The sequence below is a fragment of the Ancylobacter aquaticus genome (assembly GCF_004339465.1).
GTDB classification, from domain to species: domain Bacteria; phylum Pseudomonadota; class Alphaproteobacteria; order Rhizobiales; family Xanthobacteraceae; genus Ancylobacter; species Ancylobacter aquaticus.
On record NZ_SMFY01000004.1, the window covers coordinates 15,366 to 40,912 of the forward strand.

General features: G+C 69.6%; 20 protein-coding genes. 13 read left to right on the forward strand and 7 right to left on the reverse strand.

Translation table 11 applies throughout. The annotated features are described in order from the left end of the window. Nucleotides 1-16: 16 nt before the first annotated feature. From EV667_RS18605 to EV667_RS18615, 3 genes are read left to right on the forward strand one after another with little or no spacing between them, the layout of a single operon-like run. Nucleotides 17-607 carry a shikimate kinase gene (locus tag EV667_RS18605; RefSeq protein WP_131836867.1) on the forward strand — a complete coding sequence of 197 codons (591 nt, stop codon included), beginning with the start codon at nt 17-19 and terminating at the stop codon, nt 605-607. Then, nucleotides 604-1,758: a 3-dehydroquinate synthase gene (gene aroB, locus EV667_RS18610; protein ID WP_131836868.1), complete on the forward strand. Its 1,155-nt coding sequence runs from the start codon at nt 604-606 to the stop codon at nt 1,756-1,758. The genes EV667_RS18605 and aroB overlap by 4 nt, the downstream gene beginning before the upstream one ends. Before the next feature lie 9 nt (nt 1,759-1,767). After that, complete coding sequence (locus EV667_RS18615; protein ID WP_131836869.1) at nt 1,768-3,078, forward strand: HlyC/CorC family transporter; 1,311 nt, start codon at nt 1,768-1,770, stop codon at nt 3,076-3,078. Here the strand turns inward: EV667_RS18615 and EV667_RS18620 are convergent. Then, nucleotides 3,075-3,593 carry a hypothetical protein gene (locus EV667_RS18620; protein WP_131836870.1) on the reverse strand — a complete coding sequence of 173 codons (519 nt, stop codon included), beginning with the start codon at nt 3,591-3,593 and terminating at the stop codon, nt 3,075-3,077. The genes EV667_RS18615 and EV667_RS18620 overlap by 4 nt on opposite strands. Nucleotides 3,594-4,012: 419 nt before the next feature. On the opposite strand from EV667_RS18620, the gene EV667_RS18625 reads away from it, so the two are divergent. Further along, nucleotides 4,013-4,801, forward strand: a complete 789-nt coding sequence (locus EV667_RS18625) for an META domain-containing protein (RefSeq protein ID WP_165901654.1) — start codon at nt 4,013-4,015, stop codon at nt 4,799-4,801. A gap of 109 nt (nt 4,802-4,910) precedes the next feature. Here the strand turns inward: EV667_RS18625 and EV667_RS18630 are convergent, their stop codons facing one another. Further along, nucleotides 4,911-5,195 carry a BolA family protein gene (locus EV667_RS18630; protein ID WP_131836872.1) on the reverse strand — a complete coding sequence of 95 codons (285 nt, stop codon included), beginning with the start codon at nt 5,193-5,195 and terminating at the stop codon, nt 4,911-4,913. A 290-nt stretch (nt 5,196-5,485) separates the two neighbouring features. On the opposite strand from EV667_RS18630, the gene EV667_RS18635 reads away from it, so the two are divergent. The 3 genes from EV667_RS18635 (at nt 5,486) to cobT (ending at nt 9,223) form a co-directional block, all read left to right on the forward strand. Then, nucleotides 5,486-6,106 carry a J domain-containing protein gene (locus EV667_RS18635; RefSeq protein WP_131836873.1) on the forward strand — a complete coding sequence of 207 codons (621 nt, stop codon included), beginning with the start codon at nt 5,486-5,488 and terminating at the stop codon, nt 6,104-6,106. Nucleotides 6,107-6,159: 53 nt separating this feature from the next. Continuing rightward, nucleotides 6,160-7,146, forward strand: a complete 987-nt coding sequence (cobS, locus tag EV667_RS18640; RefSeq protein WP_131836874.1) for a cobaltochelatase subunit CobS — start codon at nt 6,160-6,162, stop codon at nt 7,144-7,146. Nucleotides 7,147-7,222: 76 nt separating this feature from the next. Continuing rightward, a complete protein-coding gene (cobT, locus tag EV667_RS18645; protein WP_131836875.1) occupies nt 7,223-9,223 on the forward strand; it encodes a cobaltochelatase subunit CobT in 2,001 nt (666 codons plus the stop codon). A 445-nt stretch (nt 9,224-9,668) separates the two neighbouring features. Here the strand turns inward: cobT and EV667_RS18650 are convergent, their stop codons facing one another. The 4 genes from EV667_RS18650 to hemC all read right to left on the reverse strand — a co-directional run bounded on the left by EV667_RS18650 (nt 9,669) and on the right by hemC (nt 14,410). Further along, on the reverse strand, nt 9,669-11,294 hold the full coding sequence (locus tag EV667_RS18650) for a heme biosynthesis protein HemY (RefSeq protein WP_131836876.1): 1,626 nt from the start codon (nt 11,292-11,294) through the stop codon (nt 9,669-9,671). Next, nucleotides 11,291-12,466 carry a COG4223 family protein gene (locus EV667_RS18655; protein ID WP_245516263.1) on the reverse strand — a complete coding sequence of 392 codons (1,176 nt, stop codon included), beginning with the start codon at nt 12,464-12,466 and terminating at the stop codon, nt 11,291-11,293. Before EV667_RS18655 ends, EV667_RS18650 begins: the two co-directional genes overlap by 4 nt. Nucleotides 12,467-12,768: 302 nt before the next feature. Next, complete coding sequence (locus EV667_RS18660) at nt 12,769-13,470, reverse strand: uroporphyrinogen-III synthase (protein WP_131836878.1); 702 nt, start codon at nt 13,468-13,470, stop codon at nt 12,769-12,771. Between the two features lie 10 nt (nt 13,471-13,480). Continuing rightward, complete coding sequence (gene hemC, locus EV667_RS18665; RefSeq protein WP_131836879.1) at nt 13,481-14,410, reverse strand: hydroxymethylbilane synthase; 930 nt, start codon at nt 14,408-14,410, stop codon at nt 13,481-13,483. 178 nt (nt 14,411-14,588) lie between these two features. On the opposite strand from hemC, the gene tsaD reads away from it, so the two are divergent. The 6 genes from tsaD to acs all read left to right on the forward strand — a co-directional run bounded on the left by tsaD (nt 14,589) and on the right by acs (nt 20,434). Continuing rightward, the gene (tsaD, locus tag EV667_RS18670) at nt 14,589-15,773 is read left to right on the forward strand and encodes a tRNA (adenosine(37)-N6)-threonylcarbamoyltransferase complex transferase subunit TsaD (RefSeq protein ID WP_131836880.1); all 1,185 of its coding nucleotides are present in this window, start codon (nt 14,589-14,591) and stop codon (nt 15,771-15,773) included. Beyond that, entirely contained in the window at nt 15,773-16,762 is a 990-nt protein-coding gene (locus EV667_RS18675; protein ID WP_131836881.1) for an NAD(P)H-dependent glycerol-3-phosphate dehydrogenase, read from the forward strand. Before tsaD ends, EV667_RS18675 begins: the two co-directional genes overlap by 1 nt. Before the next feature lies 1 nt (nt 16,763). Further along, a complete protein-coding gene (locus EV667_RS18680) occupies nt 16,764-17,183 on the forward strand; it encodes an EVE domain-containing protein (RefSeq protein ID WP_131836882.1) in 420 nt (139 codons plus the stop codon). Beyond that, nucleotides 17,144-17,890 carry a class I SAM-dependent methyltransferase gene (locus EV667_RS18685; RefSeq protein ID WP_207907809.1) on the forward strand — a complete coding sequence of 249 codons (747 nt, stop codon included), beginning with the start codon at nt 17,144-17,146 and terminating at the stop codon, nt 17,888-17,890. The genes EV667_RS18680 and EV667_RS18685 overlap by 40 nt, the downstream gene beginning before the upstream one ends. 11 nt (nt 17,891-17,901) lie before the next feature. After that, entirely contained in the window at nt 17,902-18,312 is a 411-nt protein-coding gene (locus EV667_RS18690; protein ID WP_165901655.1) for an ester cyclase, read from the forward strand. 163 nt (nt 18,313-18,475) lie between these two features. Beyond that, a complete protein-coding gene (gene acs / locus EV667_RS18695) occupies nt 18,476-20,434 on the forward strand; it encodes an acetate--CoA ligase (RefSeq protein WP_131836884.1) in 1,959 nt (652 codons plus the stop codon). A gap of 79 nt (nt 20,435-20,513) precedes the next feature. On the opposite strand, the gene EV667_RS18700 is transcribed toward acs, so the two are convergent. Further along, nucleotides 20,514-25,367, reverse strand: a complete 4,854-nt coding sequence (locus EV667_RS18700) for an NAD-glutamate dehydrogenase (protein WP_131836885.1) — start codon at nt 25,365-25,367, stop codon at nt 20,514-20,516. Nucleotides 25,368-25,547: the final 180 nt, after the last annotated feature.

The following is a 25,547-nucleotide window of genomic DNA, read 5'->3' on the forward strand; positions in this document are numbered from 1 at the left end:
GAGCGAGCATGGTGCCATGACGGCGGAACCCGAACAGGACGAGAAGGCGACGCGCCTGCGCGAGCTTCAGGGCGCGCGCTCCATCGTGCTCGTCGGCATGATGGGCGCCGGCAAGTCATCCGTCGGCAAGCGCCTCGCCCGCCGCCTCGCTTTGCCCTTCGCCGACGCCGACACCGAGATCGAGCAGGCGGCGGGAATGACGATCCCCGAGATCTTCGCCCTGCATGGCGAGCCCGCCTTCCGCGACGGCGAGAAAAAAGTGATCGCCCGCCTGCTGGAGGCCGGGCCAATGGTGCTCGCCACCGGCGGCGGCGCCTATATGAGCGAGGAAACGCGTGCCGCCATCGCCGCCCGCGGCATATGCGTGTGGCTCAAGGCCGAACTCGACGTGCTGCTGCGCCGCGTGCGCCGGCGCGACGACCGGCCGCTGCTGAAGAACGACCCCGAGGCGACGCTGGCGCGGCTGATCGACCAGCGCTATCCGGTCTACGCGCTGGCGGACGTCACCGTGGTGTCGCATGACGTGCCGCAGGACGTGATGGTCGACACCGTAATCGAGGCGCTCACGGGCCATCTCGCCGCGCCGGCTTCGGGAGACGAGACATGAACACGCCCGCCGCATCTGCGGCTGCCGCCCCTTCCGCCGCCGACCGCACGCAGCTGCGCGTCGGGCTTGGCGAGCGCTCCTATGACATCGTCATCGGCCCGGGCCTGCTCGCCGAGGCGGGGGCGCGCATCGCCGCCCTGCGGCCGGGCGCCCGCGTCGGCATCGTCACCGACCACAATGTCGCCGACCGCCATCTCGGCACGGTGGAGACATCGCTGCGCGAGGCCGGCCTGTCCCCCACCCCGGTGCATGTCGCACCCGGCGAGAAATCCAAGTGTTTCGCCGTCTTCGAGGACGTGGTGGACGCGCTGCTCGCCGCGCGGATCGAGCGGGGCGACCTCGTCCTCGCGCTCGGTGGCGGCGTGGTCGGCGATCTCGCGGGCTTCGCCGCGGCGGCGCTGCGGCGCGGCGTCGATTTCGTCCAGGCCCCGACCAGCCTGCTGGCGCAAGTCGATTCGTCCGTCGGCGGCAAGACCGGCATCAATTCGCGCCACGGCAAGAACCTCGTCGGTGCCTTCCACCAGCCCATCCTGGTGCTCGCCGACACCGGCGCGCTGGACACGCTGCCGCTGCGCGAGTTCCGCTCCGGCTATGCCGAAGTCGCCAAATACGGGCTGATCGACAACGCACCCTTCTTCGCCTGGCTGGAGCGCAAATGGCAGGCCGTGTTCGGCGGCGGCCCCGAGCGCATCGAGGCCATCGCCACCAGCTGCGCCTCCAAGGCCGCGGTGGTCAGCCGCGACGAGAAGGAGACGGGCGATCGCGCCTTGCTCAATCTCGGCCACACCTTCGGCCACGCGCTGGAAGCGGGCGCGGGCTTCTCGCAGCGCCTGCTGCATGGCGAGGCGGTGGCCATCGGCATGGCGCAGGCCTTCCGCTTCTCCGCCGCGCAGGGCCTGTGCGCGCAAGGCGATGCGGCGCGGGTGGAAGCGCATCTGCGCAGCGTCGGCCTGCCCACCCGCATCGCCGACATCCCGGGCGAGCTGCCGGACACGGACGGGCTGATGAACCTGATCGGCCAAGACAAGAAGGTCTCGCGCGGCGCGCTCACCTTCATCCTCGCCCGCGGCATCGGCCAGAGCTACATCGCCCGCGACGTCGACCCCTCGCAGGTGCGTGCCTTCCTTGAGGTGGAACGCCGGCCCGGCTAAGAAGGCCCCATGACCTCTTATGACTGGATTGCCCTCGGCGCCGTCGTCATCTGCCTCCTGCTGTCCTTTTTCTTCTCGGGCAGCGAGACGGCACTGACGGCCTCCTCCAAAGCGCGGATGCACACGCTTGAAAAGAATGGCGATACCCGTGCCGCGCTGGTGAACCGGATGATGGGGCAGCGCGAGCGCCTCATCGGCGGCATCCTGCTCGGTAACAACCTCGTCAATATCGCCGCGTCCTCGCTCACGACAGGGCTGCTGCTGGCCTGGTTTGGCACCGCCGGCATCGCCTATGCGACGGTGGGCATGACGATCGTCGTCGTCATCTTCTCCGAAGTCCTGCCCAAGACCATCGCCATCAACCACCCCGACCGCGTCTCGCTGCTGGTGGCCGGGCCGATCCGTTTCATCGTCGGCCTGTTCGGGCCGCTGACGCTGGCGATCGAGGCGCTGGTGCGCACGATCCTGCGTGCCATGGGCGTGCCGCTCGGCGCGACCACCAATGTGCTCTCCGCCTCGGAGGAACTGCGCGGCACGGTCGACCTGCTGCACCGCGAGGGCAGCGTGGTGAAGGACGAGCGCGACATGCTCGGCGGGCTGCTCGACCTCGGCGAGCTGGCCGTCTCCGACATCATGGTCCACCGCACCAAGATGGCCAGTCTGAACGCCGACGAGCCGCCCGAGAGGATCGTCAACGAGGTGCTCGCCTCCCCGCACACCCGCCTGCCGCTGTGGCGCGAACGGCCGGATAACATCGTCGGCGTGCTGCATGCCAAGGACCTGCTGCGCGAGTTGATCGCGGTCGGCAACGACACCTCGAAGCTCGACGTCGAGAAAATCGCCCGGGCGCCCTGGTTCGTGCCGGACGTGACCTCCCTGCCCGACCAGCTCAAGGCCTTCCGGCGGCGCAAGCAGCATTTCGCCCTCGTCGTCGACGAGTATGGCGAGGTGATGGGTCTCGTGACGCTGGAGGACATTCTGGAGGAGATCGTCGGCGACATATCCGACGAGCACGACAAGGCCTTCACCGGCGCCCGCCGCAACCCCGACGGCTCGGTCAGTGTCGAGGGCACGGTGGCGATCCGCGACCTCAACCGCGCCATGGGCTGGCATCTGCCGGACGAGGAGGCGACCACCATTGCCGGCCTCGTCATCCACGAGGCCCGCATCATCCCCGAGCCGGGACAGGCCTTCATGTTCCACGGCTTCCGCTTCCAGGTGATGCGCAAGCAGCGCAACCGCATCACCCTCCTGCGCGTCTCGCCGCTGCGGCGGACGACGGTGGCGGCGCCCGGGAGTGCCGCCACCCGTCAGACCTAGCCTTTCGCGTCGCGGCGGGCCTGTGCGGCCTTGGTGCGCTGGGAAACGCGCCCCACCTTTCCGGGATGAACCGAGGTACGCCGGCGCCGGCTGGCAATAACCTGCATGCCCTCATTCGCGGTGTCGGGGGCGGTCGGCGCCGTGAAGTTCTCCCGGCGCATCGCCAGGGCCTTCTCGGCCAGTTCGACCTGCGGCGCACGTGCCTCAAGCCGCGCCCGACGCTCGATTTCCTTGCTGAGCCGCTTTACCGCGGCGGCGAACACCTGCTTGCGCTGGCTCGGACGTTCCTGGGTCCCGGGAAAGCTGCCGCCACGCGGCTCGGCCTTGCCGCGCGAGATGCGCCGCTTCTCCCACGCCAAGGTGCGCGCCTTCTGCTGCAGGTCGCGCAGGCGCTTGCGGGTGGCGTGGAGATCGTCGCTGGTCACATCGTAGATCTCGGGATGATGCGTCAGCCGGACAATCTCGTATTCTTCGTGGTTTATCAGGCTTCTCTCGGCCCGGTTGGTCAGAGACATCAATACCCTCCCACATTTTTCAACGTAACGAACGGCTACCCCGGCGAATGATGAACGTACACGCAGGGAAATCAGGCCATCCGGTCCGACGGTACACTTTGAATATGGAAACAATGAGCACAAAGGCAACAAGGCGACGCTACGTCAATTCCGCCCGGCGCGAGTCGCCCTGACGGGCATCGGCGGGCGGCATCGGGGGCCGGCGGCACCCCCCCGGCCGCAGGGGAAGGCGGCCATCTCAGGCGCCTCTCGAACGCCCCGGCCCGGCCTGTCGGCGCCCGGCGCGGCGGTATCAAGATGAACGGCGGCTAAACCTCGATTTCATCGCCAGTTCAGCCGCGAGCGCCATTATCCTACCCGTGTCGAGCAGGACATTGGGGAGCATCATGATTATTTCAGTCGTAAGGAAATTTCTGGCCGTGTCTTTCGTAACCGGCCTTCTGAGCGTCCCGGCCCTGGCGGCCGATATCGTCATCCAGTGGGCGTCGACCAATGCCAATGTGACCGTGCGGTCGGGCATGCTGGTCGCCGCCGGCAATACGCGCGACGCCGCCCGCTTCGATGTGGTGCGGCTCGAAGGCCGGCGCATCGCCCTGCGCGCCAAGGATGGCACCTATGTGCGCGCCGGCATCGGCCCGCGCACCCTGCTCGGCACGGGCAGCCCGCACATTCGCGGGTGGGAAACCTTCGAGATGGACGCGCACGGCAATTCCGTGTCGCTGCGCTCGGTGCAGAACGGAAAATACGTGACGGTCGAGCGAAACGGCGAACTCGCCGCCTCGTCGGACCGGCGCGGCACCCATGCCGAATTCCGCTTCATCACCGTGCCGGACCGCGCCCCGCCTCCGCGCCCCGAGGCGCCCGCCGTCAATTGGCAGGGCCAGTGGAACCGGATCTGGATCGCCGGCGCCGACGGCCGGGGCGTTCCGGCCCCACGCGAATCGCGCGCCAGCCTCACCGTCGGCCCGAACCTGGGAGTGTCCTTCACCGCCGGATGCAACAGCCTTGGCACACGGATGGAACTGCGCGGGCGCAACGTGACCTTCGCGCCCGTCATGTCGACCCGCCGCGCCTGCAACAATGCGCAGCAGGTCTATGAGCAACAGGTCGCCTCGGCGCTGCGCGCCGTGCGTTCCTGGGACTTCCGCGAGGGCCAGATCGCCTTCCTGGACGGCTCCGGCCGCAGGGTCCTGCAGATCGGCAGATAGAATTCGGCGGACAGATTTGGCAGGTGGATTCCGGCAGGTGGATTTCGGCAGATGGATTTTCGCGCCGTGCCACCCATATAGGGCACAAGCAAACGAACGGGGCGTCCGGCTACTCGCCGGGCGCCTTCGCCTCGATGGAGAGGGCGTGCAGGCCGCGCGCGATTTCTTCCGCCAGCAGGCCGTTCACCAGGCGATGGCGCGCCAGCCGGCTCTGGCCGAGGAACGCCTGCGCGACAATTCGCACGCGAAGATGCGTGAGCTGACCGGGACGATGCCCGCCATGGCCTTCATGCCGATGACTTTCATCTTCAAGTTCCAGGACGCTCGGCGACAGTTCGGCCAGCGCCGCGCGCACGCGGGCCAGCGCCTGCGCTACGGCGTCGTCGGAGGGCATGGGCGGGCTTGGGATTTGCGTGCTCATGAGCGATGCGGTACGCCCACCCCCTAGCCGCGTCAACATCCCGGGCCGGCCTCCCGGGCCAACATCCCGCCATGGCCTCCGCCGACCCGATAGAACCGTAATCGGATCGGATACTCCCTTCTCCCCCGCCCGGTCAGGTGAGGGAATCACCGATCCTGCACACCGCAATCCGATCGGCTCAGGCTCCGCAATGATCCTGCGGGGCGGTGACGAACCAGCGGTTTCTTGTATACCTGCTCCAGCAACAGCATAATCGTCAGACCATGAAGCTCGACTCCCCCCTCTTCGATCGCATCCGCGTGAAGCCCAATCGCGATCGCCGCCTGAAGGCGGAAGGCCCCGCTTGCGAGTGGGAGGGCTGCTGCAACCCTGCGACTCATCGCGCGCCGAAGGGCCGGCAGATGGAGGGGCAGTTCTGGCGCTTCTGCTTCGAGCATGCTCGCGCCTACAACCAGTCCTATAATTATTTCAACGGCATGGCCGACGACGCCGTGGCCGCCTACCAGAAGGACGCCGCCACCGGCCATCGCCCGACCTGGAAGATGGGCTCGAAGGGCGGGGCGGCCCGCGCCGCCGAGCACGCCAAGCGCCACGCGACGGAGAACATCGCCGATCCGTTCGGCATGTTCGGCGAAGTGGGCGGACGTGCCCGCCCGGAGCCGGAGCCCCCGCGCGAAAGCCGGATGATCCGCAATGCCGAGCGCCGCGCCTTCGAATCCCTCGGCGTGGAGATTTCCGCCACGCCCGAGGAGATCAAGGCCCGGTTCAAGGTGCTGGTGAAGAAATATCACCCCGACGCCAATGGCGGCGACATTTCAACCGAGGACCGTCTGCGCGACGTGATCCAGTCCTATAATCATCTCAAGAACGCGGGCTTCTGCTAGGAAGTGCGCGTGCCAGACCAGCCCGCGCGACCACGCGCGGCAACGGAGGAAGAATGACCGCCCCGCTCACGCAAGCGCCCGCGCTGCCGGACATGAAGGTCTCTGTTCGTCAGGTATTCGGCCTCGATGTCGATCTGGATGTGCCGGCCTACGCCGAACCGGACGCCCATGTGCCGGAAATCGATCCCGATTACCTGTTCGACCGGCCGACCACCCTCGCCATCCTCGCCGGCTTCGCCCATAACCGCCGGGTGATGGTCACGGGCTATCACGGCACCGGCAAGTCGAGCCATATCGAGCAGGTCGCCGCCCGGCTCAACTGGCCCTGCGTGCGGATCAATCTCGACAGCCACATCAGCCGCATCGACCTGATCGGCAAGGACGCCATCGTGGTGCGCGACGGCCTTCAGGTCACGGAATTCCGCGACGGCATCCTGCCCTGGGCCTACCAGAACAACGTCGCGCTGGTGTTCGACGAGTACGACGCCGGCCGCCCGGACGTGATGTTCGTGATCCAGCGCGTGCTCGAATCCGCCGGGCGCCTGACCCTGCTGGACCAGAACCGCGTCATCCGCCCGCACGGCGCCTTCCGCCTGTTCTCGACCGCCAACACCATCGGCCTCGGCGACACCACCGGCCTCTATCACGGCACCCAGCAGATCAATCAGGCGCAGATGGACCGCTGGTCCATCGTCACCACGCTGAACTATCTGGCCCATGACAAGGAGGTCGATATCATCGTCTCCAAGGCCAAGAACCTGCAGACCCCGGAAGGGCGCGACACCGCCGCCCGCATGGTGCGGCTGGCCGATCTCACCCGGCAGGCCTTCATCAATGGCGACCTGTCCACCGTGATGAGCCCGCGCACCGTCATCACCTGGGCCGAGAACGCCGAGATCTTCCAGGAGCTGGCCTTCTCGTTCCGCGTCACCTTCCTCAACAAGTGCGACGAGCTGGAGCGCCCGCTGGTGGCCGAGTTCTACCAGCGCTGCTTCGGCAAGGAACTGACCGAATCGGCCATCAACGTCGTCATGTCCTGACGGCCTCCCCGGGACCGGCCGGCCGCCGGTCCCGCCTTCTCCATCGGGAGAGGGCCGCCAACCTCCAAGGCTTGCCATGTCCACGTCGAACCGCATCAGCCGCACCCCGCCCAAGGAAGCCCCGACCGAGCCGCTCAAGCGCGCCGTCACCGGCTGCCTGCGCGCCATTGCGGGCAATCGCGAGATCGACGTCACCTTCGGCTCGGAAAAGCCTGGCTATGCCGACGGGCGCGCCCGCCTGCCCGAGCCGGCGCGCCGCATGTCGAAGCAGGACGCCGCCATCATGCGCGGCCACGCCGATTCCATGGCCCTGCGCATGGCCTGCCACGATCCCAAGGTGCATCAGCGTCTCGTGCCGATGGGCCAGGAGGCCCGCGCCGCTTTTGAAGCCGCCGAGCAGACACGCTGCGAATCGCTCGGCGCCCTGCGCATGGACGGCGTCGCGCTGAACCTCTCGGCGATGCTGGAAGACCGCTACCAGAAGGCCAATTTCGCCAATCTGTCCGACCGCTCCGACGCGCCGCTGGAGCATGCGCTCTCGCTCATCCTGCGCGAGCGCATGACCGGCATGGCCCCGCCCGCCGCCGCCCGCGAGATGGTCAACCTCTGGCGCGGCTTCATCGAGGAGCACGGCGCCAGCGCGCTCGACGAGCTCTCCGGCGCCGCCGACAACCAGGCCCGCTTTGCCGAAGCGATGCGCGACCTGCTTTCCTCGCTCGGCATGGGCGAGGATATCGCCCCCTTCGACGAGAACAACGACCCCTCCACCGAGGCCGACGACAGCCGCGACGACGACAACGGCAAGGGCAGCGACAGCGAGGAAGAGGACAACGCCGACGGCCAGACCGAGGTCGACACCGAACTGTCCTCCGACCAGAACCCGGAAGAATCCGAGGAGCAGCAGGACCAGCCCAATTCCGAGCTTTCCGACGACGCGGAGCTGGGCGAATCCGACGACGCCTCCGAGCCCTGGAAGCCCGAAAACGCGGTGCCGGCCGAGCCGCGCGCGCCGGAATATCATCCCTTCACCCCGCGCTTCGACGAGACGGTGAACGCCGACGAACTGTGCGACGCCGACGAACTGGCGCGGCTGCGCGCCCATCTCGACAAGCAGCTGGTGCATCTGTCCGGCATCGTCGCGCGTCTTGCCAACCGGCTGCAGCGCAAGCTGATGGCGCAGCAGAGCCGTGGCTGGGAGTTCGACCTGGAAGAGGGCATGCTCGACCCGGCGCGCCTGCACCGCATCATCCTCGACCCGATGCAGCCGCTGTCCTTCAAGCGCGAGCGCGACACCGATTTCCGCGACACCGTCGTCACCCTGCTGCTCGACAATTCCGGCTCGATGCGCGGGCGCCCGATCACGGTCGCCGCCGCCTGTGCCGACATCCTGGCGCGCACGCTGGAGCGCTGCGGCGTGAAGGTCGAGATCCTCGGCTTCACCACCAAGGCGTGGAAGGGCGGGCAGGCGCGCGAATCCTGGCTCTCGGCCGGCAAGCCGGGCGCGCCCGGCCGTTTGAACGATTTGCGGCATATCATCTACAAATCCGCCGACGCCCCCTGGCGCCGCGCCCGCCGCAATCTCGGCCTGATGATGCGCGAGGGGCTGCTCAAGGAGAACATCGACGGCGAGGCGCTGGAATGGGCGCATAATCGCCTGCTGGCACGCACTGAATCCCGCCGGATCCTGATGATGATCTCCGACGGCGCGCCGGTCGACGATTCCACCCTCTCGGTGAATCCCGGCAATTATCTGGAGCGGCATCTGCGCTGGATGATCCAGCAGATCGAGGACAAGTCCCCGGTCGAGCTGATCGCCATCGGCATCGGCCATGACGTGACGCGCTACTACAAGCGCGCCGTCACCATCGTCGACGCCGAGGAGCTGGGCGGCGCCATGACCGACAAGCTCGCGGAACTGTTCGGCGAGCAGAGCCCGCGCGGCGGCGCGAAGGAGCAGAAGGGCCGCAGCGCGGCGGCCTTTGCGCCCGCAGCCAAGGCGGCCAAGCCTGCCGCGCCCGGGTCTGCCGCGCCCGGGCCTGCCGCACTCAAGCCGCTGTCCACCCGCCGGGTACATTGAGCCGAAGCGGCGTGGCAGCGACGGCATTGGCCGAAGCGCGGCCGTGCCGCCCCGCGATCGTCAGGGCCGCGCTCGGCCCGGCCGGGCATGAGGGCCTGAGAGCGGAAACGGGCAACGGGCGAAGACCGCACGAGATGCCTCTCGCCGAGACACCCCTTGCAAAGCCGGCGTGGCATCCCACATAGGTGACAACCCAGTCAGAACAGGGCTTCCGGCATGTTGACACCTCGTCAGTGTCTCGCCGGATGAAGCGCGGTCAGGACGGATGTACTCCGACTGCACTTGCACCCTCCGGCCGCTTGACGAGCGGCCGGCTTCTGACCGGGCACCTTTAGGGGAAATCAGCGCGCCGCTCCGGCGCGCTTTTTTTGTGCTCTTCATCGGCCGGAAGAGGCCGGCGAGGCGCACCGCCCAGCCGGCCATCGCCCGTCCTCGGCAAGGCGCCTCACATATAGGGTCCGCGCGGCACCGCGCCGGGCTCGTCGGCGAAGGGCGCGCCGGGGCCGGGGTCGTCCGGCAAATGCGGCATCGCCACCACGGGGGTTGCCATGGCCGGCTGAGGCGAGGCCTTCGCCACCACCTTCTCCGGTTTCGCCTTCTCTTCCGGCTCCAGCATCGGATTGGCCGACACCGGCGTTGACTGCACCGGACTTGCCGGCGCCAGGGTCGGCGAGGCGCCCGCAGGCCCCAGATCGACCACCGGGCCCTCCGCTGCGGGCGGACGGCTCTCGATGGCGGCCGCGATCGCCAGCTTCACCCGCTCCGCCTCGTTCTCCAGCATCGGCGTCGTGGCGAGGCCCGGCGGCAGTTTCCATTCAAAGGCGTCGAGCCGCCCGCTGACCGGGGAGATCGGCCCCCAGGCCTCGGCCACCACGCCATCGGCTACCCAGGCGGGGTCGCGCTGGGCGCGCACGGCGCGGGCGGTCCATTCGCGGGCCTTGCCGACATCGCCATGCTCGCCCGCTTCCAGCTCGGCCATCAACAGGCAGGCGCGCTGCGTCGGCGACACCATCAGCGGCGCCAGCGCCGTGCGGGCGACGTCGAAATCCTGCGCATCGAGCGCGGCGCGCGCCAGCGCCATGGCGCTTTCCGGATGCGCCGGCTGGTGGGCGGTGAGCGTGCGCACGCGCTTCAGCCGCTCGCGCGAGGCATCGCCCGGCCGCAGATGGAGATAGGCATCGGCGAGATCGGGGTGGGGGGTGGCGGCATAAGCCGCCTCGATGATCTTGGCCGCCTTGCGCACATCGCCGGCGGCGCCGAGCAGGCGTCCGGCAATATCGGCCGCCGGAACCAGCGTCGGGGCGAGGCGCGCGGCTTCCTGCGCCTTGTCGCGTGCGCCAGCGGGGTCGGAGAGTTCAAGCGCCTGTGCCTGCGCCGCCAGCAGCACCGCGCGCCGGCGACGATGGGTCGCCCGGTCCAGCGCGCCATGCGCCGCCTCGCGCTCCAGCATGGCCAGGGCCCCGGCGAAATCACCATTGAGGCAGCGCGCCTCGATCACCGCGTCAGCCGCCCAGGCAAGGCCGGGCTCGTGCCGCGCCGCTTCCTCCGCCGCCTGCAGGGCCGCGCTCTGGTCGCCGCGCCGGCGCGCCTCCACATGCAGGCCGCGCAGGCCGAGAAGGCGCGTGCCGGGGGTTTCGGTCATCGAGCGGAACACCGCTTCGGCGCCGGCGGCATCGCCGGAAAGCTGGGCCGCCTGCGCCGCCAGCAGCTTGCTCAACGGCTCCTCGCCGAGCAGGCGCTGGGCGTCGTTGGCCGCCCTGCGCGCGCCCACCGCGTCACCCGAGCCCACCGCGACAAGGCCGCGCGTCACCGCCGACCAGCCGCGATTGCGGCGCCGGTTGCGCCAGGAATGGGCGATGGTATCGGGCGAGCGCACGATCAGGCGCAGCAGCGTCCACAGCAGGATCACCGCCGCCAGCAGCGCCAGCAGGGCGCTGGCCGCGACCAGGATGCTGGTCTCGACCTGCCAGCCCTGCCAGTCGATCACCACCGCGCCCGGCCGGTCTGCCAGCCAGGCGATGCCGAAGGCCACAAGGGCGAGGACGAGGAGATAGACGACAAGCCGGATCACTGGCTTCCTCCCGCAACAGATGCAAGCACGCGACGGTCAAGCTCGGCGAGGGTGGCAAGCGCGGCCTGCCGGGCATCGAACGTGGCGAGGACCGGCTGCGCGGCGGCACGCTGCGTCTCGGGCAGGGTGGCGATAGCCGCGCGCGCGGCCTCGACATCGCCCTTCGCCAGCGCCGCCTCAGCCCTGGCAAGGTCAGGCGTCGCCGCCGCCTCGTCGGTGCGACGGACGGTGACGAGCTTCTGCGCTCCCTGCAGCAAGGCGGCGACGATCCCTTCATCCGCGCCCGTGCCGGAGGCCGGCTCCGTCGTCGGGGCGGGTGCGGTGGCGGCGCGCAACTGCGCGGCCAGCCCGGCGTCGGTGGCGAAGCCGGTGGCAGCAGTGGGCTCCAGCGTGGCCAGCGGCGTTGCCTCGTCCGCCAGCAGCGCCTGCGCCGCCTTCAGTTCGGTGGCGAAGGGGCGACCGGCGACGATGGCCTCGCGCAACCGGCCGAGCACCACGAGTTGCGCCGCGCCTTCACCGCTGGCGCGCTGGGCGTCGGTGGTGGCGGCGACCTTGCTTTCCAGCGCGCCGAGGCGGGCCGTGGCGGCGGCGAGCGCCTCGGGCGAAGCGGTGGGCATGGGGGCCGGAATCGCACTCACCCGCTGCTCCAGCGCCTCGACCTGGCCTTTCACCGCCGCGACATCCTCGGGCGACGCCGCCGGCGTCGTCTCGGACGGGGCGGAGGCCGGAAGGGCATCGACGCTGGAGCCGAGCGCATTCAGCCCGCTTTCCAGCGCGTCGAGCCGGGTCGCCAGCTCGGCGGGTGCGGCGAGGCCGGCAGCCGTCGCCTCGCCGGCGCGGGCCTCCAGCAGTTCCACCCGCTGGCGCAGGTCCAGCGCCCGCGCTTCAAGCTCGGTGATGGCGTCGACATTCTCCTCGGCGCCGTAGAAGGTCGACACCACGCCCAGCGCGAAGGCGCCGCCGATCAGGCCGGAGATCAGCGCGACGACGAGCGTGCCGAAAATGCCGAGCTGGCGCTTCGGGCGCGGTTCGGCGGGCGGGGGAACGGGATGCACCGGCTGGGGCACCTCGTCCGCCTCGCCCTTCGCGCTGCCGCCCTCGCCCCCGGCGTCGAGCACCGGCACGTCATCGGCCACAACGGCGGCATCGGGCTTGAGTGTCTCTGGGGGCATGTCCGGGGATGTATCCGCTTTGGTGGGCTCGGGCGTGGAAGCCTCTGGACCGGGGGCTGGCCCTGCCGGCTCGCCTGTCTTCGCCTCGTCGGAAACGGGCGTCACTTCCCGAGCGGAAAGGTCGAGCGTCGGCGGCTTGCGGCGCGTGGGCTTGCCCCCGGCCTCAACCTTGTCCTCAGCAGCCTTTTTCGGATCGTCTGTCGCCACGTCCTTACCTCTACGTTGATAAAGCGCCGGGCCGGCCCTTGTTCCGGGATAGACCGCCTGTTCCTGCGCCGCAACCTCCCGGAGACCGCAATGGCCTACCCGCCGAGAAGCGCGAACAACCCCTCTTCCGTCGGCGCGGCGGCGATCCGGGTCGGCCAGCCGGCGGCCGCCAGCGGCTTCGCCACATTGGCAGAGAAGCACAGATGCTCGACATGGCGGAAATACGTCGCCACGCCGGCGGCCTCCGCCCGGTCGGCAAGGGTGGCGGCGGTGCGCGGCGAAAAGTGGAAGGCCGCGTCGATCCGCCCCGCCCTCGCCGCCTCCGCCGTCGTGCCCGCCAGTGCCTTGGCCGGGACGGTGCGGTAGATCACGAAAAGTTCGGTGGAAATGCCGTCCCCCGCCAGCACGGCGCCGAGGTCCACCGCCCGCTCCTCGCCGGCGACATAGAGCAGCCGCGCCCCGCGCGGCAGTCTGGCGCGCAGCAGTTCGGCCAGCGCCGCGCCATCGCCCCCGGCGACATGCACCGCGCCGAACGCCGCCGGCGCCGCCGCCGCCGTCCGCCGGCCGACCGCGTAGAGCGGCAGCGCGGCCAGCGCCGGCAGTTCCGGGCGGGCCGCCAGCAGGCGGGCGCCGTTGACACTGGTCAGCGCCACCGCATCGAAGGCCCCCGGCGGCAGGCGGGCTTCCACCGCCTCCACCGCGAGCATGGGATCGACGAGCGCGCCATGCCCGGCAGCGGCGAGCCGTGCGGCAGTGGCCTGCGCGTCGGGCTGTGGCCGCGTCACCAGCACCCGCATGTCGCGCCCCTCAGTGCGGAAGGAGTTCGGGCGGCACCAGAGCGCGCATCTCCTGGCCGGCGGCGATGCCGAGTTCCAGCGCGCGATTGCGCGGCCCATAGCGCACGATCTCGTAATAGCGCGCCCCGTCGGGCGAGAGCACGGCGCCGCGAAAGCGGATCTCGTCGCCTTCCAGCTGCGCCAGCCCGCCGATCGGCGTGCGGCAGGAACCGTCGAGCTGGCCGAGATAGGCCCGCTCCACCCGCAATGCCAGCCCGGTGGCCGGGCACGCCACCGGCACCACCAGCGCGTCCACGGCGATGTCGCCGAAGCGCGTCTCGATCGCCACCGCCCCCTGCCCGACGGCGGGAAGGAAATCGGCCGTCTCCAGCACCGAGCTCACTTTGTCGGCGAGGCCGAGGCGGCTCAGCCCGGCATAGGCGAGCAGCGTGCCGTCGAACTCGCCGCTCTCCACCTTGGCGAGGCGGGTGTGCACATTGCCGCGCAGCAGCGAGACATGGAGGTCCGGCCGCAGTCGCCGCAGCTGGGCCTCGCGCCGCAGCGAGGCGGTGCCCACCTTTGCCCCCGGCTTCAGGTCGCGCAGCGCCACGCCTTCGCGCAGGATCAGCGCGTCGCGCACATCCGCGCGCGGGAGATAGCCGACCAGATGCAGCCCGTCCGGCAGGCGGGTCGGCATGTCCTTGGCCGAATGCACCGCGAGGTCGATGCGCCGGTCGAGCAGCGCTTCCTCAAGCTCCTTGGTGAACAGCCCCTTGCCACCGGCCTCGGAGAGCGCGCGGTCGGTGATCGCGTCGCCGGTGGTGCGGATCACCTGCACCTCCACGGCCTCGTCCGGCCAGCGATGGGCCTTGAGCAGCGCGTCGCGCACCGCATGCGCCTGCCAGAGCGCCAGCGGGCTGCCGCGCGTGCCGAGCCGGAGTTTGGGAAGCGATTGCGTCATGCGGTCCTGCGGTGCTAGTGGGTAAAATCCGGCGGCTGAAACTCAGATGTCGGGTTTTTGGCCACAATATCAATATTTTGTGGGCCGATAGGACCGTATCATTGCAGAGCCGGATGATACGGTCGGGCCACAAGCGGTTCGGTGCCGGCTCAGTTCACTGTCCAACCCCGTAAAGTCAATGCGCGATCTTCTCCTGCTCGGGATCGAGACCACCTGCGATGAAACCGCCGCCGCGGTGGTGCGCCGGCGTGCCGACGGCACCGGCACGATCCTGTCCAACATCGTCCATTCCCAGACCGAGGACCACGCCGAATTTGGCGGCGTGGTGCCGGAGATCGCCGCCCGCGCCCATGTCGAGGTTCTCGACCATCTGATCGCGCGCGCCCTGCGCGCCGCCGGGCTCACCCTCGCCGAGGTCGATGGCATCGCCGCCGCTGCCGGGCCGGGGCTGATCGGCGGGGTCATCGTCGGCCTCACCACCGCCAAGGCGCTGGCGCTGGCAGCGAAGAAACCGCTGATCGCCGTCAACCATCTGGAAGCGCACGCCCTCACCGCGCGCCTCACCGACAAGGTGCCCTTCCCCTTCCTGCTGCTTCTGGTGTCGGGCGGCCACACCCAGCTGGTCGCCGTTACCGGCATCGGCGAGTATGCCAAGCTCGGCGGCACCATCGACGATGCCGTCGGCGAGGCCTTCGACAAGACCGCCAAGATGCTCGGCCTGCCCTATCCCGGCGGCCCGGCGGTAGAGCGCGCGGCGCTGAAGGGCGACCCCGGCCGCTTCGCCCTGCCGCGCCCGCTGCACGGCAAGCCGGTGCCCGATTTCTCGCTCTCCGGCCTCAAGACCGCCGTGCGGATCGAGGCTTTGAAGATCGCCCCGCTGAGCGAGCAGGACGTGAACGACCTGTGCGCCTCCTTCCAGGCGGCCATTGTCGACGTCCTGTCCGACCGTGTGCGCTGCGCCCTTCGGCTGATGCGCCAGCGGGGGCTCAAGCCCTCGGCGCTGGTGCTGGCCGGCGGCGTCGGCGCCAACCAGGCGGTACGCCGGGTGCTGCACAAGGTGGCGGCCGATGGCGGCACCCGCCTCGCCGTGCCCCCGCCGGAACTGTGCACCGACAATGGCGCGATGATCGCCTGGGCGGGCGCCGAGCGGCTGGCCCGCGGCCTCCAGGACGGGCTCAACGTCTCCCCCCGCGCCCGCTGGCCGCTGGCCGAGGTGGACGCGGCTACCCTCCCGGCCTCTGGCAACGCAGCGGGTGCGGATGCGACGGCCCCGGCGGTTGCGACCGACGTGGTGGCAGCAGTCGACGCGGCGGCTCCCGTTCTTCCGGTACCGTCCTTTGGCCCGGCCGGGGCCGGCGGCTGATGGCCGCACGCTACGCCTCCATCGGTGTGGTCGGCGCCGGCGCCTGGGGCACCGCGCTCGCCAATGCCAGCGCCCGCGCCGGCCGCGAGGTGGTGCTCTGGGGCCGCGACCGCGACCTCGTGGCAGCGATGGCGCGCAGCCGCACCAACCCGGCCCATCTGCCGGGCGTCGTTCTCGCGGATACGGTGCGCCCGACCGCCGATCTCGCGGCTCTGGCGGGCATGGATGCCATTCTTCTCGTCGTTCCGGCGCAGGCGAGCCGCAGCGTGGCCGCCGAACTCGCCCCGCATCTGGCCCCCGGAACCCCGGTCGTCACCTGCGCCAAGGGCATCGAGCGCGGCACCTCGCTGTTCATGACGCAGGTGCTCGGCGAGGCCTGCCCGCAGGCGGTCCCCGCCATCCTCTCCGGCCCCAGCTTCGCGGCCGATGTCGCGGCCGGCCTGCCCACCGCCGTCACCCTCGCCTCGCGCGATCCCGGCATTGCCGAGGCGCTGGCCGCCGCGCTCGGCTCCTCCTCGTTCCGGCTCTACCACAGCGCCGATGTGCGCGGCGTCGAGATTGGCGGCGCGGCCAAGAACGTGCTCGCCATCGCGGCCGGCATCGTCGGCGGCCGCAAGCTGGGCGCCAGCGCCGGGGCCGCGCTGGTGGCGCGCGGCTTTGCCGAGCTGATGCGGTTCGGCAAGGCGTATGGCGCCCGCGCCGAGACGCTGACCGGCCTGTCGGGCCTCGGCGACCTCATCCTCACCTGCTCCACCGCGCAGTCGCGCAATTACGCGCTCGGCCTCGGCCTCGGGCAGGACGAGGGCCTGCACCCGCCCGGCAAGCTGGCGGAAGGCGCGCTCACCGCCAGCGTGCTGGTGGCGATGGCGCAGGCGCGCGGCGTCGACATGCCCATCGCCCGCGCGGTGGAAGACGTGCTCGCCGGGCGCAGCGATATCGAACAGGCGATCGGGTCGCTGCTGGCCCGCCCCCAGAAAGCGGAAGCGTGAGATGGCGCACTGGCTCTACAAGTCCGAACCGTTCAAATGGTCCTGGGAGAACCAGGTCGCGGCGGGTGCCAAGGGCACGCACTGGGACGGCGTGCGCAACCACCTCGCCAAGCAGCAGCTTCTCGCGATGAAGCTCGGCGACCGGGGGTTCTTCTACCATTCCAACGAGGGCAAGGAGATCGTCGGCATCGTCGAGGTGATCCGCGAGGCCTATCCCGACCCTTCCGACCCCTCGGGCAAGTTCGTCATGGTCGATGTGAAGGCTGTGGAGCCGCTGAAGAACCCGGTGTCGCTGGCCGCCGTCAAGACCGAGCCGCGCCTCGCCGAGATGGCGCTGATGAAATTCTCCCGCCTGTCGGTGCAGCCCGTCACCGATACCGAATGGGACATCGTGCTGGAGATGGCGGGCGGCACGCGGTGACGCCGCGCGCCGTCGCCGATCCCGCCGCCTTCATCCGCGCCGAGACGCGCCGCCTCGCCCCGCCGCTGGTGCCGGAAATCACCCTCCACCTCGCCGAGGAATCCCTGCCGATCTGGCAGCGCACCGAGGAGGAACTGGGCGAAATCGGCCTGCCGCCGCCCTTCTGGGCCTTCGCCTGGGCCGGCGGCCAGGCCCTCGCCCGCTACATCCTCGATCATCCCGAGACGGTGCGCGGCCGGCGCGTGCTGGATTTCGCCGCCGGCTCGGGGCTGGTCGGCATCGCCGCGGCAAAGGCGGGAGCGGCCTATGTCGACTGCGCCGACATCGACCCTTTCGCCCACGCCGCCATCGCGCTGAACGCTGCCCTGAACGAGACCGATGCCATCACGGTGCGGACCACGGACGTGATCGGCACGACCGGCGGCTGGGACGTGGTGCTCGCCGGCGACATCGCCTATGAGCGCGACCTCGCGGCCAAGGTCTTCGCCTGGCTGGAGGCGCTCTCCAACGAGGGCGCGCGGGTGTGGATCGGCGATCCCGGCCGCTCCTACCTGCCGCGCGAGAGGCTGGAAAAGGTGGCAGACTACGCCGTCCCGGTCCCGCGCGAGTTGGAGGATGCGGAGATCAAGGCCACCAGCGTCTGGCGCCCGCGCCCCGAACGCACGGGCGGTGCCGCGCCTTCCCCGATATCAGGCCACGAGCCATGACAGGAACGGATATGACCGAGGATAACAAGCAGTTGGTCCGCGACTTCATCGAGCGGGCGATCAACGGTCACGACCCCGACGTCGCCGGCGACTACATGGCCGAGGACATGATGGAGCAGGTGCCGTTTCCCGGCCAGGGACCGGGTCTGGCGGGGCTGAAGGATGTCTTGCGGGGCCTGTTCTCCGCCTTTCCGGACATGCATTGGACCGTCGAGGAGCAGATCGCCGAAGCCGACAAGGTGCTGACGCGCTTCACATGGACCGCCACCCATGGCGGCGAATTCTTCGGCATGCCGGCTTCCGGCAGCACGGTATCGGTCTGGGGCATGGTGATCGACCGCATCGAGGACGGCCGCATCAGGGACACCCGTATCCTGATGGACGTGCCGGCGCTGATGCGGCAGATCGGGGCCGGGGCCTGAGCGCGGGCCGACCGAGCCCTCGGACCGTGCGGCAAGGCCGCACCCGACCAAAGTTCGGCGCACCCGCGCTTGTCGCGCGTCAAGGCGCCGCCCATAATTTCATGAGAAACAGGAGCGAGGCGGCCCCAGAGAGGCCGCCGCCCGAGCCTTGGAGGGAGACGCCATGACCGACAAGATTTACGATGTGCCCGCGGAATGGGCCAAGCGTGCTTTCCTCGATGATCGCGCCTATCAGGCGAAATACGAGGCCTCGCTGCGCGACCCGGAAGCCTTCTGGGCAGATGAGGGCAAGCGGATCGAGTGGTTCGAGCCCTATAGCGTGGTCAAGAACACCTCGTTCGCACCCGGCAACGTCTCGATCAAATGGTTCGAGGACGGCGTGACCAACGTTGCCTGGAACTGCATCGACCGGCATCTGCCGACCCGTGCCGACCAGGTCGCCATCATCTGGGAAGGCGACGACCCGTCCGAGCAGCGTCACATCACCTATCAGGAGCTGCATGACGAGGTCTGCCGCTTCGCCAATGTGCTGCGCAATCGTAATGTCGAGAAGGGCGACCGCGTCACCATCTACATGCCGATGATCCCCGAGGCGGCCTTTGCGATGCTCGCCTGCGCGCGGCTCGGCGCCGTTCATTCGGTGGTTTTCGGCGGCTTCTCACCGGACAGCCTGGCCAGCCGGATCAGCGACTGCAGCTCAAAGGTCGTCATCACCGCCGATGAGGGCCTGCGCGGCGGCCGCAAGGTTCCGCTGAAGGCCAATGTCGACGCCGCCATCGCCAAGCTCACCGACATCGAGGTCGATCACGTCGTGGTGGTCCGTCGCACCGGGGGCACGGTCAACATGGAGCCCGGCCGCGACGTCTGGTATCACGAGGCCGCCGAGCTGGTGACCCGCCATTGCCCCGCCGCCCATGTGAACGCCGAGCACCCGCTGTTCATCCTCTACACCTCGGGCTCGACCGGCCTGCCCAAGGGCGTGCTGCACACCACGGGCGGCTATCTCGTCTATGCCGCGATGACCCACCAATACGTGTTCGACTACCATGAGGGCGACATCTACTGGTGCACCGCCGATGTCGGCTGGGTCACGGGCCACAGCTACATCGTCTATGGCCCGCTCGCCAATGGCGCCACCACGCTGATGTTCGAGGGCGTGCCCAACTACCCCACCAATTCCCGCTTCTGGGAGGTGATCGACAAGCACAAGGTCAACATCTTCTACACCGCCCCCACCGCCATCCGCGCCCTGATGCAGGGCGGCGACGCCCCGGTGAAGAAGACCAGCCGCGCCTCGCTGCGCCTGCTCGGCTCGGTGGGCGAGCCGATCAACCCGGAAGCCTGGGAATGGTATCACCGGGTGATCGGCGACGAGCGCTGCCCCATCGTCGACACCTGGTGGCAGACGGAGACCGGCGGCATCCTCATCTCGCCGCTGCCCGGCGCCACGGCGCTCAAGCCCGGCTCGGCCACCCGCCCCTTCTTCGGCATCATCCCGGAAGTGGTGGACGCCGAGGGCAAGCCGCTCGACGGCCCCGCCGAGGGCAATCTGGTGATCGCCGATTCGTGGCCGGGGCAGATGCGGACGGTCTATGGCGACCATGAGCGCTTCATGCAGACCTATTTCTCCACCTATCCCGGCAAGTATTTCACCGGCGACGGCTGCCGCCGCGACGCCGACGGCTATTACTGGATCACCGGCCGCGTCGACGACGTGATCAACGTCTCCGGCCACCGCATGGGCACGGCCGAGGTCGAGAGCGCGCTCGTCGCCCACCCCAAGGTGTCCGAGGCCGCCGTGGTCGGCTATCCCCACACCATCAAGGGACAGGGCATCTATGCCTATGTGACGCTCATGTCCGGCATCGAGCCGACCGAGGAATTGCGCAAGGAACTGGTGATCTGGGTGCGCCAGGAAATCGGCCCCATCGCCTCGCCGGACCTCCTCCAGTTCGCCCCCGGCCTGCCCAAGACCCGCTCCGGCAAGATCATGCGCCGCATCCTGCGCAAGATCGCCGAGGACGAGTTCGGCAATCTCGGCGACACCTCGACGCTGGCGGACCCCGCCGTGGTCGACGACCTCATCTCCCACCGCCAGAATAAGAAGCACGCGACGGTGTAGGAGGAATCAAACTTCCGCACGGAGGGGGGCCTCCCCTCCGTCATCCCGGCCGAAGCGCAGCGCAGAGCCGGGCTCTCTACTACCCCCGCACCAGATCGCCGATCAGGCTGGCCGCCACCGAGAGCTTGGACACGCTGAGCCCCGAGCCGGCGATCTCGTGCACGCCGTTGCGCGCCCGCTCCACCACCTCGCCGCGAGCCCGCGCCCAGCTCGACACCCCGGCGACGCCGGCCCCGTGATCTTCGATCACCTCGGCGGTGAGCCGCCGCACCGCAGCCTCGAAGGCGGCGAGCGCCCGCTCCAGCGCCAGCCGGTCGTAATAGTCGCTCACCGAAAGGGTGCGCGCCGGGCCGAGGATACGGTCGAGGCGGAACAGCAGGGCGACGGCGAAGAAGGTCACGGCGGCGTCCGCCAGCGGCGCCCGGGTGCGGTCGGCGATCAGCACGATGTCCGTCGCGCTCTCCACCGCCGGCAGCCGGGCGATGCGCCGCGCCAGCACTTCGGGCACGCCGGCCTGCGTCCACTGGCTGATGCGGGCATCGTGCAGCACCCGCGTCTCCTCGGGCAGCAATTCGCGCACCGGGCCGGCGAGCACCTTCTCCACCGGGCCGATGCCGGCGGCGTAATGGCCGACAAGCTCGTCGAGATTGCGCCGGAGGTCGACATTGCGCAGGAACCAGATCGAGCGGTCGAGCAGCATGTCCTGCACGACGCCATAGAGGTCGAGCTGCACCGCGCCCGACACCAGCCCGTCCAGCGCGTCGATCTCGCCGTTGAGCGCCGAGAGCCCGAAACCGTCGCGCACCACGGCGAAGGCCTTGGCGATGCTGTCGATCCCCGCCCCGGTCTCGTCCGTCAGCCGGGCGACGAAGGCCGGGCCGCCATGGTTGATCATGGCGTTCGACAGGCGGGTCGCGATGATGTCGCGCCGCAGCCGGTGGTGCTCGATACCCTCGGGGAAATGCTCGCGCAGCTCGGCGGGAAAATAGGCCACCAGTTCGCGCGCCAGATAAGGGTCATCCGGCACGTCGGTGTCGATCAGGTCGGCCTGGGCGGAAAGCTTGGCATAGGCCAGCAGCACCGCCATTTCCGGCCGGGTAAGCGCCTCGCCCCGGCCGCGCCGCTCGTTCAGCTCGCTGTCGGTCGGCAGATATTCGACGGCGCGGTCGAGCAGCTCGCGCTCCTCCAGCCGCTGCATCAGGCGCTGGAGAAAGCCGAGATCGTCGAGGCCGCGCATCTCGGCCAGCGAGAGCGCCAGCGTCTGCAGGTAGTTGTTGGCCAGCACCAGCGCGGCGACATCGCCGGTCATGCCCGCGAGCACCTGCGCCCGCGCCTGCGGGTCGAGCCGCCCCTCGCGCAAGGCGGGGGCCATGGCGATCTTGATGTTCACCTCGATATCGGAGGTGTTCACCCCTGCGGAATTGTCGATGGCGTCGGTGTTCAGCCGCACGCCGCGCCGCGCCGCCTCGATGCGCCCGCGCTGGGTGACGCCGAGATTGGCGCCCTCGCCGATCACCCGCGCCCGCACCTGGCTGCCGGTGATCCGCAGGCCGTCATTGGCGCGGTCGCCCGCCTGCGCGTCGCTCTCGGCGGTGGCGCGCACATAGGTGCCGATGCCACCGAACCACAACAGGTCGACCGGCGCCCGCAGAACCGCGCTGATCACCTCGGAGGGGGAGGCCGAATTCTTGTCGAAGCCCAGCACCTCGCGCATAGCGAGGGTCAGCGGGATGCTCTTGGCGGTGCGCGGGAATACGCCGCCGCCGGGCGAGATCAGCGACTTGTCGTAGTCCTGCCAGGAGGAACGCGGCAGCGCGAACAGCCGCTGGCGCTCGCGGAACGAGGCTTCCGGGTCCGGATTGGGATCGAGGAAGATGTCGCGATGGTCGAAGGCGGCGACAAGGCGGATCGTGTTCTCCAGGATCATGCCATTGCCGAACACGTCGCCGGACATGTCGCCGACGCCGGCCACGGTGAAGGGCGTGCGGCGGATGTCGACATCCATCTCGCGGAAATGCCGGCGCACCGCCTCCCAGGCGCCGCGCGCGGTAATGCCCATCGCCTTGTGGTCATAGCCGACCGAGCCGCCGGAAGCGAAGGCGTCGCCCAGCCAGAAGCCGCGTTCCAGCGAGAGCGCGTTGGCGGTGTCGGAGAAGGTCGCCGTGCCCTTGTCGGCGGCCACCACCAGATAGGGGTCGTCCTCGTCGTGCCGCACCGTGTGCGCGGGATGGACGGTGCGGCCGTCCTCGATATTGTCGCTCACGTCGAGCAGGCTGGAGATGAACAGCTTGTAGGCCTCGACGCCCTCGGCCTGGATGGCCTCGCGCGGGCCGGCGGGAAGCTGCTGGGGCACGAAGCCGCCCTTGGCGCCCACCGGCACGATGACCGCGTTCTTCACCTGCTGCGCCTTGACGAGTCCCAGCACCTCGGTGCGGAAATCCTGCGGCCGGTCGGACCAGCGCAGTCCGCCCCGCGCGACGCGGCCGAAGCGCAGATGGATGCCCTCGACACGCGGCGACTGGACGAAGATCTCGAACAGCGGGCGCGGCTGCGGCAGCCCCTCGACCTCGGCGCTGGCGAACTTGAAGGCGATGGTCGGCCGGTGGCTGCCCTGCGGCCCGCGCTGGAAGAAACTGGTCCGCACCGCCGCGCCTATGAGGTTGACGAAGCGGCGCAGGATGCGGTCCTCGTCGAGGCTCGGCACGTCGGCCAGCGCGGTCTCGATGGCGGCCCGCAGTTCCTCCTGCCGCTCCGCCCTACGCTCGGCGTGGTCGGGGTCGAAGCGGGCATGGAACAGCGCCACCAGCTTCTGGGCAAGGGCGGGATGGGCGTTCAGCGTCTGCCAAAGATAGTCCTGGCTGAAGGGAATGCCGACCTGGCGCAGATAACGCCCCAGCGCCCGCAGCAGCGCGATGTCGCGCCAGCCGAGCTGGGCGTTCAGCGCCAGCGCGTTGAAGCCGTCGCTCTCGCCGCCGCGCAGCACCGCCATCAGCGTCGCATGCAGCCTCGGCCCGAGCGTATCGAGCGCGATGTCGCCGCCGCCGCGCCGCGACAGCAGCATGTCGTGCAGATAGACCGGCGCGCCGCCGGCGGGCCGGACGGTGAAGGTGCGCTCGTCGATGACAACGAAGCCCATCGATTCGAGCAGCGGCACCCGCTCGGAGAGCAGGCGCGGCACCTTGTGGCTGAACACCTTCAGCGAAACCCGCCCACGCTCGCCCAGCGCCGAAGCCCGGAAATCCGCTGCCACCGGGCTCGCATCGCCCAGATCCTCGATCAGCCTGAGATCGTCGATCGCCTCGGCCGGCGCGGTGGCCGCCTGGTAGCCGGCCGGGAACGCCCTGGCGTAGCGCTCCATCAGCTCGCTCGCCTTGCTGGCGGGCACGGTCGCGGCCAGCGCTTCGGCAAAGCCATCGCCCCAGGTGCGGATGATGGCGCCGATCGCCTCTTCCAGCGTGGCACGATTGACCGTCGGCACCTCGCCGGGGCCGCGCTCGATGATGAAGTGGACGCGGATGAGCGGCCCCTCCAGGAACATCGGCCGGAAGGCGACGATCTGGCCGCCGAAGCTCGATGCCAGCAGGTTGCCGATCTTCTCGCGCGCCTCGCTGTCGTAGCGCTCGCGCGGCACGAAGACGAGGATCGAGACGAATCGGTCGAACCGCTCATTGAGCGCCAGCACCCGCACGCGGGGGTGCTCGTCGAGCTGGAGAATGGCGAGCGAGAACTGATAGAGCGCGGTCGTGTCGATCTGGAACAGGTCGTCGCGGGGATAGGTTTCGAGCACCTTCACCAGCGCCCGGCCGGAATGGCTCTCGGGGGCGAAGCCGGCCCGCGCCAGCACGGTGGCGGCCTTGCGCCGCAGCATCGGGATGGTGCGGACGGAGCTCGTATAGGCGGTGGCGGTGAACAGCCCGGCGATGCACAGCCCGCCGACCACGCGCCCCTGCGAATCGTAGCGCTTGACCAGCACGACATCGATCCAGGCCCGCCGGTGGACATTGGACACGGCGCGCGACTTGGTGACGATCAGCGGGCTGGGGTCGGCCAGCGCGTCGGCAAGGTCGGTGCTCACGGTCCGCGGGTCGCCGGTGGGGCGGAACAGCCGGAATTCCTCGTCCGTCATCAACCCCAGCGCGTCTTCCATGCGCCGCTCGAACACCGTCGCCTTCGTGCCGCCGGGCGTGCCCGTGGCCTGGTAATGGCGGCAGCCGAGAAAGGTGAAGCGCCCGGCCAGCAGCCATTCGAGAAAGGCGATCGCCTCTTCGCGGTCCTCGCGCGGCACCATGGCAGGGGCGAGGGTGAGGTTGGTCACGGCGGCGCGCACCTGCGCCATCATCGGCTGCCAGGCGCCCACCACCACGCGCACCTGGTTCAGCACCAGGCCGAGGTCCTCGATCAGCGCGGCGCGCCGGCCCTCGTCCTCGATGCGCGGAACGTGGATCTGGATCAGGCTCTCGCGCCGCATGCGCGCGCCGGCCGGCGTCTCGCCGGGGACGAGGCCCGTCACCTGCCCGCTCGCGTCGCGGTCGACGCCCATGATCGGGTGCACCACGAAGCTCGCCGTCAGGCCCTGCGCGTTGAGCGCGCCCATGACCGAGTCGAGCAGGAAGGGCATGTCGTCATTGACGATCTCGATCACCGACACCCGGGCGAGCCGGTCGCCGCCCTCGGCGGGCTCGGGCTGGTCGATGCGGATGTCGAAGCTGTCGCGCCGCCGGACCCTCAGATGCGCATAGGCGAGGCGTGCCAGGCCGGCGAGTTCGTGCGGGGTGTAGACACGCACATCCTCTGCCACTGCCCGACCGAACAACCCGTGGGCGAACCGGGCCGGCACATCGCCGTCGGTCGCTTGCAGGATAAGGTCCGCCTGCTCGACGAGCTGGCGCGCGACGCGCTCGTCTTCGCTGGCCAGGAACCCTTCGACGCCCATCATTTCCCCCCGCCGGATGCCGCAGGCCCCGCATGGGCGCCCGCGTACCGGCTGTAGCCGATTGTTCTAGTATACGTCTATTCCACCCGCTGAAATGCCGCGACGGCCGTCGCTGTTCCCCCTGTTGCGCCCCGGTCACAGGAATACAAGAGTATCGCCGGATTGATCTCGATCAAGCTC